Source organism: Streptomyces sp. NBC_00691, from assembly GCF_036226665.1.
Taxonomy (GTDB): Bacteria; Actinomycetota; Actinomycetes; order Streptomycetales; family Streptomycetaceae; genus Streptomyces.
Genome location: NZ_CP109007.1, coordinates 5,100,837 through 5,115,631, shown reverse-complemented (window position 1 = coordinate 5,115,631; position 14,795 = coordinate 5,100,837). Strand labels below are relative to the sequence as shown.

Below are 14,795 nucleotides of genomic sequence, written 5' to 3'. Positions count from 1 at the left end.
ACGCAATGGCTGTTGCACCCTTCGCAACGCTTCGATGAGGAGGCCTCATGCCCGACCTGGCGAACGAGCGCGTCGACCACCGCTTCAAGGCCCTGCCCCCGGACGCCGAGGGCCTGACCGTCGGCGAGCTCGCCGCCCAGCGGCGCAACCTCTTCACCGGCGGCTTCACCACCCCCGTCCTCGCCCTCTCCGCCGAGTCCGTCGAGCACAACCTCCGCCTCCTGGAGACGTACGCCGAGCGCCACGGCCTGGCCTTCGCACCGCACGGCAAGACCTCCATGGCCCCCCAGCTCTTCGACCGGCAGCTGGCGCACGGCGCCTGGGGCATCACCGCGGCCCTCCCCCACCAGGCCCGCGTCTACCGGGCGCACGGCATCGGCCGGATCTTCCTCGCGAACGAGATCGTCGACCCGGTCGCGCTCCGCTGGGTCGCCGGCGAGCTGGACGCCGACCCGGACTTCCGCTTCCTCTGCTACGTCGACTCCGTGCGCGGCGTCGAGCTGATGGACGGGGCCCTGCGCGCCGCGGGCGCGGGCCGTCCCGTCGACGTCGTCGTCGAGCTGGCGGCCGGCGCGACGGGCCGCACCGGCGTACGGACCGAGGCGGAGTGCGCGGCCGTCGCCGACGCGGTCGCGGACGCCCCCACCCTGCGGCTCGTCGGCGTCGCCGGGTACGAGGGCACGATGCCCGGGGCCGACGGCGAGCGGGTCAGGGAGTGGTTGCACCGGCTGGTCGCGCTCGCGGCCGACTTCGACAAGGCCGGCCGCTTCGACCCCTCGATCGGCGAGATCGTGGTGAGCGCGGGCGGCAGCGAGTGGTTCGACGCGGTCGCGGACGTGTTCGCGGAGATCCCCGGGCTCTCGCTGCCCGTCCTGAAGCTGCTGCGCTCCGGCGCGTACGTCTCGCACGACGACGGGCAGTACCGCGAGCGGACGCCCTTCAACCGGGTCCCGGAGGAGGGCGCCCTGGAGCCCGCGTTCCGCCTCTGGTCGCAGGTCGTCTCCCGCCCCACCCCGGAGCAGGCGTTCACCAACGCCGGCAAGCGCGACGCCGCCCACGACCTGCACCTCCCCGAGGCGCAGGTGGTCCGGGACGCCCGCACCGGCGAGATCCGTCCCGCCGACGGCCTGACCGTCACCGGCCTCTCCGACCAGCACGCCTGGGTGCGGACGGAGGAGGGCGCCGATCTGGAGGTCGGCGACTGGCTCGGCATGGGCCTGTCCCACCCGTGCACGATCTTCGACAAGTGGCAGCTGATCCCGCTGGTCGAGGCGGACGGCACGGTCGTCGACTACATCCGCACGTTCTTCTAGAAGGAGTCGGCATGGACCTCGTCTTCCGCGACGCGGAGGTCGTCGACGGCACCGGCGGCGCCTCCTACCGCGCCGACGTGGCGATCGACGGCGGCCGGATCGCCGCGATCGTGAAGGAGGGCGCGGCGGCCGGCTGCCAGCGCCCCACCGCCCGCCGCGTGGTGGACGCCGAGGGCCTCGTCCTCTCCCCCGGCTTCATCGACATGCACGCCCACAGCGACCTCGCGCTGCTCCGCGACCCGGACCACAGCGCGAAGGCCGCACAGGGCGTGACGCTCGAGGTGCTGGGCCAGGACGGCCTGTCGTACGCCCCGGTCGACGACCGCACGCTCGCCGAGGTGCGCAGGACGATCACCGGCTGGAACGGGTCCGGCGACGACATCGACTTCGACTGGCGCACCGTCGGCGAGTACCTGGACCGCCTGGACCGGGGCATCGCCGTCAACGCCGCGTACCTGGTCCCCCAGGGCACGGTGCGGATGTACGCCGTCGGCTGGGACGACCGCCCGGCGACGGAGTCCGAGCTGGACCACATGCGCCGGCTGGTCGCCGAGGGCATGGAGCAGGGCGCGGTCGGCATGTCCTCGGGCCTGACCTACACACCCGGGATGTACGCGAAGGACGCCGAGCTCACGGAGCTCTGCCGGGTCGTGGCCGGGTACGGCGGCTACTACTGCCCGCACCACCGCTCGTACGGGGCCGGGGCCCTGGAGGCGTACGAGGAGATGGTGCGGCTCACCCGGGAGGCGGGCTGCGCCCTCCACCTCGCCCACGCCACGATGAACTTCGGCGTGAACGAGGGCAGGGCCCCCGAACTCCTCGCCCTCCTGGACGGGGCCCTGGACGCGGGCGCGGACATCAGCCTCGACACGTACCCCTACACACCCGGCTGTACGACCCTGGTGGCCCTGCTGCCGAGCTGGGCGAGCGAGGGCGGCCCGGAGGCGGTGCTCGCCCGGCTGCGCGACGAAGGGACGGCGGAGCGCATCCGCCACCACCTGGAGGTCCTCGGCTCGGACGGCTGCCACGGCGTCCCGATGGACTGGGACACGATCGAGGTCTCGGGGGTGTCCGAGGGGACGCTCACGGACTGGGTGGGCCGCCGGGTGGACGGCTGGGAGACGGCCCGCCGGCTCCTCCTGGAGGACCGGCTCGGAACGACGATCCTCCAGCACGTGGGCCACGAGGAGAACGTCCGGACGATCATGCGGCACCGGGTGCACACCGGTGGCTCGGACGGCATCCTCCAGGGCCTGAAGCCGCACCCGCGCGCGTACGGCACGTTTCCCCAGTACCTGGGCCGGTACGTACGGGACCTCGGCGTCCTCACCCTGGAGGACTGCGTGGCCCATCTGACCTCGCGCCCGGCAGCCCGTCTGGGCCTGCGGGACCGGGGCCTCGTCCGCGAGGGCCACCGGGCGGACCTGGTCCTCTTCGACCCCGGTACGGTCGCGGCGGGAGCGACGTACGCGTCCCCGCGCACGCTCCCCACGGGAATCCCGCACGTCCTGGTCAACGGTGAGTTCGTGATGGAGGACGGCCGGCGCACGAACGCGCTGGCGGGCAGGTCAGTCCGTCGTACGCGCTAGCGTGCGGCGGGGCCGTGCGGGCCCCTCGCCCCACGGCTCCCGCCGCACCCACACCAGCCCCACCACGAGCACCAGTCCCGTCACCACGAATCCGTACCAGGGCGTCCGCCCGTCCAGCGCCGTCTCGTAGACCAGCGCCGCCGAGAGCACCGCGAGCACCTGCCCCGCCCGGCTCCGCCAGGCGACCGCCGCCACCACGGCCGTCCCCCACAGCAGGTACCACGGCTGCACCATCGGCGAGAGCGCGACGAGCGCCACCAGTGCGAGACCCAGCCCGAGGACCGGGTCGAGACGCCCCTTCCAGGCCCGCCACGCGAGCACCAGGATGATCACCGCGGCGGCCAGCAGTCCGAGGTTCCGCACGACCGCCCTGACCGGGTCGGGGTCGTCCCCGAGGAGCAGCCCCAGCCCGAGACCGAGATCGCTGCTCACGGAGAGCGCCGTGTGGATCGTCCCGGCCACGCTCTGCGTCCGCAGCCACCCGAAGCCGGTCCCGGCGAGCACCGTCGCCCCCGCGGCCACCGCCCCGGCCACGAGCCCCGGCAGCACGAGTCCCTTCGCCAGCCCCCGCACGCCGCCGCCGTCCCGCCGCGCGACCATCACGCCGATGAAGAGCAGCGCGACCGCCGCGGGCGACTTGACCATCATCGCGAGGCCCACGAGGACGCACCCGAGCACCCACCGGCCCCGCACGGCGAGCAGCACGCCCGCCAGCATGAGCCCGATCATCAGTCCGTCGTTGTGCATGCCGCCGATGACATGGATGAGCAGCAGCGGGTTGAGGGCGGCCAGCCACAGCGCCCCGTCGGGGCCTCCACGTCCGCCTCCCAGCCCCCGTACGGCCCAGACGATCAGCGCGAGCGCGCCGACCGCGAGCAACCGCATGCCGAGCACGGCGGGGACGATGTCGCCGCCGGTCAGCCGCACGACCAGCTGCGCCAGGACCAGGAAGGCGGGCCCGTACGGCGCGGGGGTGTCGGTCCAGTGCCCGCCGACGCTCGCGGCCGCGTCCGCCCCCAGGTCGCCGGGCCCGAGGACGGAGGGCCCGCCGCCGTACACGTCGTGTCCTTCGAGGACCATGGCGCCCTGCGCGATGTAGCTGTAGACGTCCTTGCTGTAGAGCGGCGGCGCGAGGAGCAGCGGCGCGGTCCACCAGGCCAGGGTGGCGAGCACCCCGTCCCGTACGCCCCGGGCGAGCAGCACGCCGTACCGCCACCAGGCGGCGACGAGCACGGTCAGGCCGAGGTACGCGAGGAGCGCGCCGGCCAGGGTGAGCGCGGAGCCGCGCGGCTCCCACAGCCCCCAGCCGCCGCGTACCGGCAGCGTCCCGGCGGCCCAGCCGCCCACGGCGACGGCCAGCGACCCGGCCGCGCCGAGCCACCGGCATCCGGAAGCACTCTGAACCCACATGACGGGCCAACCTATCCCGCCGGCCGGAGGACCCCTATTCGGCGTCCCTCACCAGGGGAAAGCGCCGCCGGTCCGCCCGTGCCCCTGTCCGACGTGTCCCAAAACACGAAGCGTCCCGGCCGACCCGGCCGTAAGCTCTCGGCATGCAGGTGATCCAGTCCACGAAGCTCGCCAACGTCTGTTACGAAATCCGGGGTCCGGTGCTCGAAGAGGCGATGCGGCTTGAGGCCGCGGGTCATCGCATCCTCAAGCTCAACACGGGGAACCCGGCCGCCTTCGGCTTCGAGTGCCCGCCCGCCATCCTCGAGGACGTGCTGCGCAACCTCTCCGAGGCGCACGGCTACGGCGACGCGAAGGGGCTGCTCGCGGCCCGGCGTGCGGTGATGAGCCATTACGAGACCAAGGGCATCCCGCTCTCCGTCGAGGACATCTACCTCGGCAACGGCGTCTCGGAGCTGATCCAGATGTCGATGCAGGCGCTGCTCGACGACGGTGACGAGGTCCTCGTCCCGGCGCCGGACTATCCGCTGTGGACGGCGTCGGTCTCGCTCGCGGGCGGTACGGCCGTGCACTACCGCTGCGACGAGCAGGCGGACTGGATGCCGGACCTCGCGGACATCGAGCGGAAGATCACCGATCGCACCAAGGCGATCGTGATCATCAACCCGAACAATCCGACGGGCGCCGTCTACGACGACGAGATGCTCCGCTCCCTCACGGAGATCGCCCGCCGCCACGACCTGGTCATCTGCTCGGACGAGATCTACGACAAGATCCTCTACGACGGTGCCACGCACACCCCGACCGCCGCGATCGCCCCCGACCTGCTCGTCCTGACCTTCAACGGGATGAGCAAGAACTACCGGGTGGCCGGTTTCCGCTCGGGCTGGCTCGCCGTCTGCGGTCCGAAGCACCACGCGTCCTCGTACATCGAGGGCCTCACGATCCTCGCCAACATGCGCCTCTGCGCGAACATGCCGGCGCAGCACGCGGTGGCCGCCGCGCTCCAGGGCAGGCAGTCGATCGAGGACCTCGTCCTGCCGGGCGGGCGGCTGCTCGAACAGCGGGACACGGCGTACGAGCTGCTGACCCAGATCCCGGGCGTGACGTGCGTGAAGCCGAAGGGCGCGCTGTACCTGTTCCCGCGGCTCGACCCGAACGTCTACAAGATCAAGGACGACCGGCAGATGGTCCTGGACCTGCTGCGGGCCGAGAAGATCATGGTGGTCCACGGGACGGGCTTCAACTGGCACGAGCCCGATCACTTCCGGATCGTCACGCTGCCGGCGGCGGCGGACCTGGCGGACGCGGTGACCCGGATCGGCCGCTTCCTGGACGGCTACAGCCAGCCGTAGCGCGCCATGTCCGGACCCCGCTCAACTTTAGACTGAATCTAAGCTAGGATGGCTCCAGAGCACTCAGGAGGCCGTCCCATGTACGAACCGATCCGCGCCAAGTCGGTCCACCGGACGGCCGACGACGCCCAGGACGCGTATCCGCACCGCTCCCGCGAGGAGGAGCTGGACATCCAGCTCGCCGGACACCTCTCCGCCCTGCTCGCCGTCACCGACGAGCTCGGCGACACCGAGGCCGGCGAACTCATCGCCCGGCAGGTGGCCCGGCTGCGCGGCGCGCCGCCGGCGCGGCACGCGGGTCTGAGCGGCTCGTCGGCGCCGGACCTGCACCGCAGGGCGCACGCCCTCGCGGGCCGCGCCCTGGTCGTCGCCGCCTCGCGGGCCGACACCGCCGCCGCGATCCTCGCCGCGAAGCGCATGGACGCGCACACCGCCGCACTCGCCGGGGAACCCACCCTGGCCGGAGTCGGCACCCCCTGACGGCCCCGGTCCGCGCGTCACGAACCGCGCGGACCGGGCGCCACCCACCCGGCACACCCCCGCACCACCGGCCGGGCGCCACCGCCTTCCCCCTCCTCCCTCCACGCCCCCTCCACACCCCAGAACCCCGGAGATACGGCACCCCACGCTCCGGTTCGGTACCGGGATCGCTCCTTCACCCCCCGTACACCCGGCGCCCCCTGGAACGTGGGTTTCCGTGAGCACGCTGCCCACGTGAGACGCATCCTGGGAATCGTCCTGGCCGTCCTTCTCCTCGGCGGCGTCGCCGCCGTCCTCGTGACGGGCGGCGACAAGGACACAGGCACGGCAACGAAGACCGTGCGAGGAGTCATCGGGTCGGAGAAGGCCGAGTTCTTCACCGACCCGCAGGTGGTGAAGGCCCTCGCCGCGAAGGGCTTCACCGTGGGCACCGAGACCTCCGGGTCCTGGGACATGGAGGAACTGCCCCTCGACGGCTACGACTTCGCCTTCCCGTCCTCCAAGGCCCCGGCCGACGGACTGCGCGCGAAGGCGGCGGACCGGACGAAGGCGACGACCGCCCCGCTGCGGCCCTTCTACTCGCCGCTCGTCGTGGTCGCGCACAGCGCCGCCGCCCGGGTCCTCGCCGGGAACGGCCTGGCGACCCTCGGACCGCGCGGCACCAGCGGCACCCTGCGGATGGACGCCTACCTCACGGCGGCACGGGCCGACCGGACCTGGCAGCAGCTCAAGGGCTCCGCCGGGCACTCCGAACTGAGCGGCACCCTCTTCATCACCTCCACCGACCCGGTCGCCTCCAACTCGGGCGCCCTCTACCTCGCCGCCGCGAGCTACGTCGCCGACGGCGGCCGCGTCGCGGGCGACAAGGCGGCCGTGACCCGCACCGCGCCGCTGCTGCGCAAGCTCGTACAGGTCCAGGGCGCCCAGCAGTCCGGCTCCGACGCCCCCTTCCGGGACTTCATCAGCGGCGTCGGCAACCCGCTCGTCCTCGTGTACGAGTCCCAGGTCGCCGCCCAGCTCCTGGCGGGCCGGCCGATGGGCGACCTCGTCGTCCTCTACCCGGACACCACGGTCAACAGCGACCACACCCTCGTACCGCTCACCGACAACGGCCGCGCCCTCGGCGAACTCCTTTCCACCGACCCCGAGTTGCGCAGGCTCGCGGTCCGCCACGGCTTCCGGCCGCAGGGCGCGGCGAGCGAGTTCACCACCGCGACCCAGAGCCACACCGCCTACCTCAACCAGACGCTGACCGGTGTCCGCCAGGCGCCCGTGCCCACCGGCAAGGTGCTGCACGAGATGGCCCTGCTGGCCCGCGACCAGGGGGACACCGCATGACCACGCCCGAGGATCCGAGAAGAACGATGGCCCTGACGCCTCCCGAGCACGACACCCCGCTGGTCCTCACCCCGCCCGAGCCCGTGCCACCGGTCCGCGCCGAGCAGGCCTCCGGCCTGGTGCCGGTCGACGAGGCCACCCGTACGGAGCTGTCCCGGAGGGCCGCCGAGTACGTCGGCTCGATCGAGGGACTCGACCCGCGCTCCCCCGAGTTCACCGGCCGCATCGGCGAGATCGCGGGACTCGGCGCGGGCGAGATGCGCACCGCCGCCCAGCAGTCGAACCGGATGCTCGACCGTACGGTCCGCTCGCTCGGCTCCGGAGCCGGCGCCGACGCCCGGTCCCGGGTCGGCACGTCCCTCGTCGAACTCCGGCGCACGATCACGGACCTGGACCCCCGCGACACTCCCGGCAAGGGCCTCAAGGGGCTGCTCTCGAAGCTCCCCGGCGGCAACAGGCTCCGCGACCACGTCGCCGCGTACGCCTCCTCGCAGGCCACCCTGAACCGGATCGTCGGGTCCCTCCGTGGCGGCCAGGACGAACTGCGCCGCGACAACGCCGCGTTGCAGACCGAGCGGGCCCGGCTCTGGGAGACGATGGGCAGGCTCCAGGAGTACGCGGTGCTCACCGACGCGCTCGACGCCGCCGTGGAGCGCCGCATCGCCACCACGGCCGACCCGGCCCAGGCGGACGCGCTGCGCGCGGACGTCCTCTTCCCGGTCCGCCAGAGACACCAGGACCTGCTCACCCAACTCGCCGTCTGCGCCCAGGGATATCTGGCGATGGACGTGGTCCGCCGGAACAACGACGAACTGATCAAGGGCGTCGACCGGGCGGCGACGACGACCGTGTCGGCGCTGCGGATCGCGGTGATGCTGGCCTCGGCGCTCGAGAACCAGCGGAAGGTCACCGAGCAGGTGAACGCGCTGCGCTCGACGACCGAGGGCCTGATCCGCGGCAACGCCGAGATGCTGGCCACCCAGGCCGGCGAGATCCAGCGGATCGCGGCGGACCCGGCGGTTGGCGCGGAGACGCTCCGTACGGCGTTCCAGCAGATCTACCGGACGCTCGACGCCATCGACACGTACAAGGCGCGGGCGACGGAGTCGATGGCGGCGACGGTCGAGTCGCTGACCGCCGAACTCCAGGAGGCGAGCGCCCGTCTGGCGCGCAGCCGCCGCACCTGCGCGCCGGAAGGTGGTGGCCTCGCATGACGACCACCCGTACACGTCGCCACCGCTCCTTCGCCCGCGCCGTCGCCGGGCTCTCCCTCGCCCTGCTGGTCACCGCCTGCACCGGCGGGTCCGGGGACACCGGCGGCGGGGCCACCGGCCGGCCCGACGGGCAGGGCCAGGAGGCGGCCGCCGGCACCCTCCGGGTCCTGGCCTCCTCCGAGCTCGCCGACATGGCCCCGATCCTCGAAGAGGCCCGCAAGTCCACCGGCGTCACCGTCCGGCCCACGTACGCCGGAACCCTCGACGCCGTCGAGCAGATCGCGTCCGGCGAGGCGGAGAAGGCCTACGACGCGGTCTGGCTCTCCTCCAACGACTATCTCCGGCTGCGCCCGGACACCGCCCGGAAGATCACCGGGGAGACGCCGGTCATGGCCTCGCCGGTGGCCCTCGGGGTACGGCCGGAGGCCATCACCCGGCTCGGCTGGGATCCGGCGAAGGTCACCTGGTCGCAGCTGCACCGGGCGGTCGCCGACGGGAAGCTGACCTACGGCATGACCGACCCGATGCGCTCCAACTCGGGCTTCTCCGCACTGGTCTCGGTCGCCTCGGGCCTCTCCGGCGCCCAGTCGGCGCTCACCGAGCGGGACGTCGCCGAGGCCACCCCGCGGCTCAAGGAGTTCTTCACCGGCCAGAAGCTGACCTCGGGCTCCTCCGGCTGGCTCGCCACCGCGTACGCCCGCCGCACCGATGTCGACGCGCTCGTCAACTACGAGTCGGTCCTGCTGTCCGCGCCCGGCCGGCTGACGGTGATCCGGCCGTCCGACGGCGTCGTGACGGCCGACTACCCGCTGACCCTGCTCACCTCCGCCCGTCCCGAGGCGAAGGCGGCGGCGGTGAAGCTCACGACGTTCCTGCGCACCCCGGACGCCCAGCGGCAGATCACCGAGAAGACCCTGCGCCGCCCGGTCGTCCCCGGCGTCGACCCGGCTCCCGGGCTCGCCCGGGACCAGCGGCGCGAACTGCCGTTCCCCGGCAGCCGGAAGGTGGCGGACGGACTGCTCGACGCGTACGACAACACCCTGCGCAGGCCGTCCCGGACGGTGTACGTGCTCGACACCTCCGGGTCCATGAGCGGTGAGCGGCTCGACCGCCTCAAGAAGGCCCTGGTGGAGCTGACCGGCGACTTCCGGGACCGGGAGGAGGTCACCCTGATGCCCTTCGGCTCCGCCGTGAAGCAGGACGAGGTGCGTACGCACACGGTCGACCCGGCCTCGCCGCGGGCGGCGCTCGACGCGATCAAGGGGGACGCGCGGAAGCTCTCGGCCTCGGGCGGCACCGCGATCTACTCCAGCCTCCAGGAGGCGTACCGCTTCCTCGGGAAGTCCCGCGGTGACACGTTCACCTCGATCGTCCTCATGACGGACGGGGAGAACACCGACGGGGACCCGGCCACCGCCTTCGACGGCTTCTACGGCTCCCTGTCCGCCGAGCAGAAGCGCACGCCGGTCTTCCCGATCCTCTTCGGGGACTCCGACCGCGGCGAGCTCGACCACATCGCGGGCCTGACCGGCGGCAGGCTCTTCGACGCCCAGCAGGGTTCGCTGGACGGCGCCTTCGAGGAGATCCGTGGCTACCAGTGAGAGACCCTGGAGCGCCGTCCTCCGGTACGCCGAGTCCCGGCAGAACCTCTTCGGCTCCGTCTGCGGCCTGGCCGGTGTGGGCATCGCCCTCACCGGGGCCGCGGGCGCCCTCTGGCCCCTGGTGGTCGGCGGTCTGTACACGGCGGGGGCGCTGATCGCCCCGCCCGACCGGCCGGCGACCCCGGAGTTCGCCGAGGAGGGGGACCGGCTCGACCGGCTGCGGGCCGACTTCGCGACCCTGCGCGGGTACCTGGCGGAGGTGGAGCTGCCGGTCGCCGCGCGGGAGCGGCTGACCGCGCTGGACGCCCTCGTCGAGGCCCTGCTGGAGCCGGGCTGGGTGACCGACCCGGAGCATCTGCACCTGATCGCCCGCACCGTGCGCCAGGACGTCCCGGAGGCCGTCGACACCTTCGTGCGGACACGGTGGTGGTCCCGGTTCTCCGCGGGCGCCGAGGCGCCGGAGGAACACCTGGAGCGCCAGCTGACCGCGCTCCACGAGCAGGCGGTCTCCGTCGCCTCCGCCCTGCGGGAGGCGGAGGCGGTCCGGCAGCAGATCCACACGCGGTACGTGGAGGAGCGGGGCGACTGAGCGCGGGCATGCGCCGGCCCCCGGTGCCTGAGGGGGCTCCGGGGGCCGGTTGCGTCGTGGTGGGCCGTCGTGACCCCACTGGTCAGGGCGGTATCTCGGGGCAACCCACCACGAGTCTGCGGTGCGGGATCAGCCCAGGCGCTCGACCAGCGCGTGGTACTCGTCCCACAGCTCCTTCGGCGTGTGGTCGCCGAAGGTGTTGAGGTGGTCGGGGACGAGGGCGGCTTCCTCGCGCCACACGTCACGGTCGACCTTGAGGAGGAACTCCAGGTCCTCGGCCGGCAGGTCGAGGCCCTCGGTGTCGAGGGACTCCGCGGTCGGCAGGATGCCGATCGGGGTCTCGACGCCCTCGGCCCTGCCCTCCAGGCGTTCGACGATCCACTTGAGGACGCGGCTGTTCTCGCCGAAGCCGGGCCAGACGAACTTGCCGGCGTCGTTCTTGCGGAACCAGTTCACGTAGTAGATCTTGGGCAGCTTGGCCGCGTCCGCGGTGGCGCCGACCTTGACCCAGTGGGCCATGTAGTCGCCCATGTTGTAGCCGCAGAACGGCAGCATCGCGAAGGGGTCGCGACGCAGCTCGCCGACCTTGCCCTCGGCGGCGGCGGTCTTCTCGGAGGCGACGTTCGCGCCGAGGAAGACGCCGTGGTTCCAGTCGAAGGACTCGGTCACCAGCGGGACGGCGGAGGCGCGGCGGCCGCCGAAGAGGATCGCCGAGATCGGAACGCCCTTGGTGTCCTCCCACTCGGGGGCGATCGTCGGGCACTGCCCGGCCGGGACGGTGAAGCGGGCGTTCGGGTGGGCGGCCGGCGTCTCGGACTCCGGCGTCCAGTCGTTGCCCTTCCAGTCCGTGAGGTGCGCGGGGGCCGTCTCGGCCATCCCCTCCCACCACACGTCGTTGTCGTCGGTGAGGGCGACGTTGGTGAAGACGGAGTTGCCCCAGAGGGTCTTCATGGCGTTGGCGTTGGTGTGCTCGCCGGTGCCGGGCGCGACGCCGAAGAAGCCGGCCTCGGGGTTGATCGCGTAGAGACGGCCGTCCTCGCCGAAGCGCATCCAGGCGATGTCGTCGCCGATGGTCTCGACGGTCCAGCCGGAGATCGTCGGCTCCAGCATGGCGAGGTTGGTCTTGCCGCAGGCCGACGGGAAGGCGGCGGCGACGTACTTCGCCTCGCCCTGCGGCGGGGTGAGCTTGAGGATCAGCATGTGCTCGGCGAGCCAGCCCTCGTCACGGGCCATGACGGAGGCGATGCGGAGCGCGTAGCACTTCTTGCCGAGCAGGGCGTTGCCGCCGTAGCCGGAGCCGTACGACCAGATCTCGCGGCTCTCGGGGAAGTGCGAGATGTACTTGGTGGAGTTGCACGGCCACGACACGTCCTCCTGGCCCTCCTCCAGGGGGGCGCCGAGGGTGTGGACGGCCTTCACGAAGAAGCCGTCGGTGCCGAGCTCGTCGAGGACGGCCTGTCCCATGCGGGTCATGGTGCGCATGGAGACGGCGACGTACGCGGAGTCGGTGATCTCGACGCCGATGGCGGAGAGCGGGGAGCCGACCGGGCCCATGCAGAAGGGCACGACGTACATGGTGCGGCCACGCATCGAGCCGCGGAAGATGCCCTTCTCGCCCGCGAAGATCTCCTTCATCTCCGCCGGGGCCTTCCAGTGGTTGGTCGGGCCCGCGTCCTCCTCCTTCTCGGAGCAGATGAAGGTCCGGTCCTCGACGCGCGCGACGTCGGTCGGGTCGGAGGCGGCGTAGTACGAGTTCGGGCGCTTCACCGGGTCGAGCTTCGTGAAGGTTCCCTTGGCGACGAGCTCCTCGCACAGGCGCTCGTACTCGGCCTCGGAGCCGTCGCACCAGACGATCTCGTCCGGCTGGGTGATCTCCGCGATCTCGTTCACCCAGGAGACGAGCTCCTGGTGCTGGGTCGGAAGGGTCTGGGGAGCCGCGTTGTCGCGCGCCACGATTGCTCCTTGTAGAGGGGTTTTTTGGTGTGTGCCCCGTGGGGGCCGCGACCCGGATGCTTCGTAGCTGCTCATCCGGTGCCGACCGCACTCATTTGATCATCCGACGGATCCGCCCATATGTCCAGGGGCGCGCACATGTGAGCATCGCCACTCGTATCCGCGACCTACGGGCCCGTAGGTACGATTCCGTTCCATGACTGCAGCCACGCCGGAAGTGACCCCGATCGAGCCGAACGCAGTCGGCGAACCCCCGTCGCTCCCGCTGAAGCCCCGGCTCAGAGGATGGCTGCACGCGGGGATGTTCCCCGCCGTGATCGTCGCCGGTCTGGTCCTGGTGGCCCTCTCCGACTCGCCCCGCGCCCGCATCGCCTGCGGGATCTACGTCCTCACCGCTTGCCTGCTCTTCGGCATCAGCGCGCTGTACCACCGCGGCGACTGGGGCCCGCGCGGCGAGGCCGTGCTCCGCCGCCTCGACCACGCCAACATCTTCCTGATCATCGCCGGCACCTACACCCCGCTCACCCTGCTGCTGCTCCCCGACTCCACCGGCCGCCCGCTCATGTGGGCGGTCTGGGCGGCGGCCCTCGCCGGCATCGCCTTCCGGGTCTTCTGGGTCGGCGCCCCGCGCTGGCTGTACACGCCCTGCTACATCGCGATGGGCTGGGCCGCGGTCTTCTTCCTGCCCGACTTCATGCGCGCGGGCGGCATCGCCGTCCTCGTCCTCGTCATCGTCGGCGGACTGCTCTACAGCGCGGGCGGCGTCATCTACGGCATGAAGCGCCCGAACCCCTCACCGCGCTGGTTCGGCTTCCACGAGGTCTTCCACTCGCTGACGCTGGCCGCCTTCATCGTCCACTACGTCGGCATCTCCCTGGTCGCCTACCAGCACGCCTGACCGGACCCGGGGAGAGCACACGCGAACGGCCGGTCCCTCACGGCCCGGCCTGCCCTCCCAGCGCCTTCCTGACCACCCGCGCCGACTCGGGATTGTCGGCGCACCCCCACACCCCGTGCGGGCAGTAGTCGGTGACCGTCTGGTAGACGGGCCGGTGGACCGCGAACCAGTCGAGCATCCCCCGCACGTACGCCGGGTTGTCGCCGTTCCGGAAGAGCCCCCACTCCGGGTACGAGACCGGCTTGCCGTGCTCCGCCGCGAACCGCACCTGGTGCGCGAGCCCGTACTCCTCGGCCACCTGGTCCTCGAAGGAGAGCCCCGCGGGCTGGTCGTACGCGTCCATCCCGATGATGTCGACGACGTCGTCCCCCGGGTAGCAGCGCGGCCACTCCACCGCGTCCCGCCCCCGGCTCGGCGTGAAGTCGAAGCGGAACCGCTGCCCCGGCACTCCCCGCATCACCTCGACGACCCGGCGCCAGTACGCCTTCCAGGCCTCCGGGTCCGGCCCGCAGCGATGGCTGTACGTGGTGCCGTTCATCTCCCAGCCGAGCACCAGGACCGCCTCCCCGAGCCCGTGCTCCACCAGCCGCTCCCCGAGCGTCCGGAAATGGCCGTCGAAGGCACCGGACGCGCCGCGCCGCAGCCCCGCCCGCACCTCGGCGTCCGACAGCCCCGCCTCGCTCCGGTCCATCATCGGCACGTTGAGCACGAAGAGACGCCCCGGCCGCGCCTCCTTCCAGCGCGCCCAGGGCTCGAAGAGCGCCGCATGGCCCTCGATGTTGGACCAGCGGTCGCCCGGCAGATAGGTGTGCCCGACGGTCAGCGACCCGCCGCCGAGCCAGGCCTGCGCCTGGGCGATCCTGCGCACCCCGGCCTCGTCGGAGCCGGTGAAGAACCCGGACGGCACCCCGGGCAGCGGCCGCTGGTCCGGCTCCGCCCCGGTCCCGGTGTCCCGCTCGCCGGGCAGGATCCGGTCGTACGGCAGCAGGAGCACGAGAACGGCCGCGAGCAGCACGAGAAGTGCGGCCCGCGGCCCGGGAAGGGGACGTCTCACG

12 protein-coding genes are annotated in these 14,795 nt (G+C 72.4%); 9 read left to right on the top strand and 3 right to left on the bottom strand.

The genetic code is table 11. The features are described 5' to 3' along the window. Positions 1–47: 47 nt before the first annotated feature. Both OG392_RS23305 and OG392_RS23300 read left to right on the top strand, forming a co-directional pair. The gene (locus OG392_RS23305; protein WP_329282495.1) at positions 48–1,313 is read left to right on the top strand and encodes an alanine racemase; all 1,266 of its coding nucleotides are present in this window, start codon (positions 48–50) and stop codon (positions 1,311–1,313) included. Between the two features lie 11 nt (positions 1,314–1,324). After that, complete coding sequence (locus tag OG392_RS23300; RefSeq protein WP_329282493.1) at positions 1,325–2,902, top strand: N-acyl-D-amino-acid deacylase family protein; 1,578 nt, start codon at positions 1,325–1,327, stop codon at positions 2,900–2,902. Here OG392_RS23300 and mptB read toward each other — a convergent pair. Beyond that, on the bottom strand, positions 2,882–4,312 hold the full coding sequence (gene mptB / locus OG392_RS23295; protein ID WP_329282490.1) for a polyprenol phosphomannose-dependent alpha 1,6 mannosyltransferase MptB: 1,431 nt from the start codon (positions 4,310–4,312) through the stop codon (positions 2,882–2,884). The two genes, OG392_RS23300 and mptB, sit on opposite strands and share 21 nt — an antisense overlap. Positions 4,313–4,455: 143 nt before the next feature. Here mptB and OG392_RS23290 point away from each other — a divergent pair, with 143 nt between their 5' ends. The 6 genes from OG392_RS23290 (at position 4,456) to OG392_RS23265 (ending at position 10,889) form a co-directional block, all read left to right on the top strand. Beyond that, positions 4,456–5,667 (top strand): pyridoxal phosphate-dependent aminotransferase, encoded by a 1,212-nt coding sequence (locus tag OG392_RS23290; RefSeq protein ID WP_329282488.1) that lies wholly within the window; start codon positions 4,456–4,458, stop codon positions 5,665–5,667. 78 nt (positions 5,668–5,745) lie between these two features. Next, positions 5,746–6,147, top strand: coding sequence for an SCO4983 family protein (locus OG392_RS23285; RefSeq protein WP_329282485.1), 402 nt, complete (start codon positions 5,746–5,748; stop codon positions 6,145–6,147). A 207-nt stretch (positions 6,148–6,354) separates the two neighbouring features. Next, entirely contained in the window at positions 6,355–7,485 is a 1,131-nt protein-coding gene (locus OG392_RS23280) for a hypothetical protein (RefSeq protein ID WP_329282483.1), read from the top strand. Then, complete coding sequence (locus OG392_RS23275; protein WP_329282481.1) at positions 7,482–8,699, top strand: toxic anion resistance protein; 1,218 nt, start codon at positions 7,482–7,484, stop codon at positions 8,697–8,699. Before OG392_RS23280 ends, OG392_RS23275 begins: the two co-directional genes overlap by 4 nt. Further along, a complete protein-coding gene (locus OG392_RS23270; RefSeq protein WP_329282479.1) occupies positions 8,696–10,300 on the top strand; it encodes a substrate-binding and vWA domain-containing protein in 1,605 nt (534 codons plus the stop codon). The genes OG392_RS23275 and OG392_RS23270 overlap by 4 nt, the downstream gene beginning before the upstream one ends. Next, the gene (locus OG392_RS23265) at positions 10,287–10,889 is read left to right on the top strand and encodes a hypothetical protein (protein WP_329282477.1); all 603 of its coding nucleotides are present in this window, start codon (positions 10,287–10,289) and stop codon (positions 10,887–10,889) included. Before OG392_RS23270 ends, OG392_RS23265 begins: the two co-directional genes overlap by 14 nt. 129 nt (positions 10,890–11,018) lie before the next feature. Here OG392_RS23265 and OG392_RS23260 read toward each other — a convergent pair whose 3' ends face one another. After that, positions 11,019–12,842, bottom strand: coding sequence for a phosphoenolpyruvate carboxykinase (GTP) (locus tag OG392_RS23260; RefSeq protein WP_329282475.1), 1,824 nt, complete (start codon positions 12,840–12,842; stop codon positions 11,019–11,021). Positions 12,843–13,038: 196 nt separating this feature from the next. Between OG392_RS23260 and trhA the strand changes: the two genes are divergently transcribed. Continuing rightward, a complete protein-coding gene (trhA, locus tag OG392_RS23255) occupies positions 13,039–13,740 on the top strand; it encodes a PAQR family membrane homeostasis protein TrhA (RefSeq protein WP_329282473.1) in 702 nt (233 codons plus the stop codon). A 37-nt stretch (positions 13,741–13,777) separates the two neighbouring features. On the opposite strand, the gene OG392_RS23250 is transcribed toward trhA, so the two are convergent. Continuing rightward, positions 13,778–14,794, bottom strand: coding sequence for a glycoside hydrolase family 26 protein (locus OG392_RS23250; RefSeq protein WP_329282471.1), 1,017 nt, complete (start codon positions 14,792–14,794; stop codon positions 13,778–13,780). Between the last annotated feature and the right edge of the window lies 1 nt (position 14,795).

Excerpts from the sequence above, each read along its gene's own strand:
- OG392_RS23305 (WP_329282495.1), top strand. The coding sequence starts at position 48 with ATGCCCGACCTGGCGAACGAGCGCGTCGACCACCGCTTCAAGGCCCTG.
- OG392_RS23300 (WP_329282493.1), top strand. The coding sequence starts at position 1,325 with ATGGACCTCGTCTTCCGCGACGCGGAGGTCGTCGACGGCACCGGCGGC.
- mptB (WP_329282490.1), bottom strand. The coding sequence starts at position 4,312 with ATGTGGGTTCAGAGTGCTTCCGGATGCCGGTGGCTCGGCGCGGCCGGG.
- OG392_RS23290 (WP_329282488.1), top strand. The coding sequence starts at position 4,456 with ATGCAGGTGATCCAGTCCACGAAGCTCGCCAACGTCTGTTACGAAATC.
- OG392_RS23285 (WP_329282485.1), top strand. The coding sequence starts at position 5,746 with ATGTACGAACCGATCCGCGCCAAGTCGGTCCACCGGACGGCCGACGAC.
- OG392_RS23275 (WP_329282481.1), top strand. The coding sequence starts at position 7,482 with ATGACCACGCCCGAGGATCCGAGAAGAACGATGGCCCTGACGCCTCCC.
- OG392_RS23270 (WP_329282479.1), top strand. The coding sequence starts at position 8,696 with ATGACGACCACCCGTACACGTCGCCACCGCTCCTTCGCCCGCGCCGTC.
- trhA (WP_329282473.1), top strand. The coding sequence starts at position 13,039 with ATGACTGCAGCCACGCCGGAAGTGACCCCGATCGAGCCGAACGCAGTC.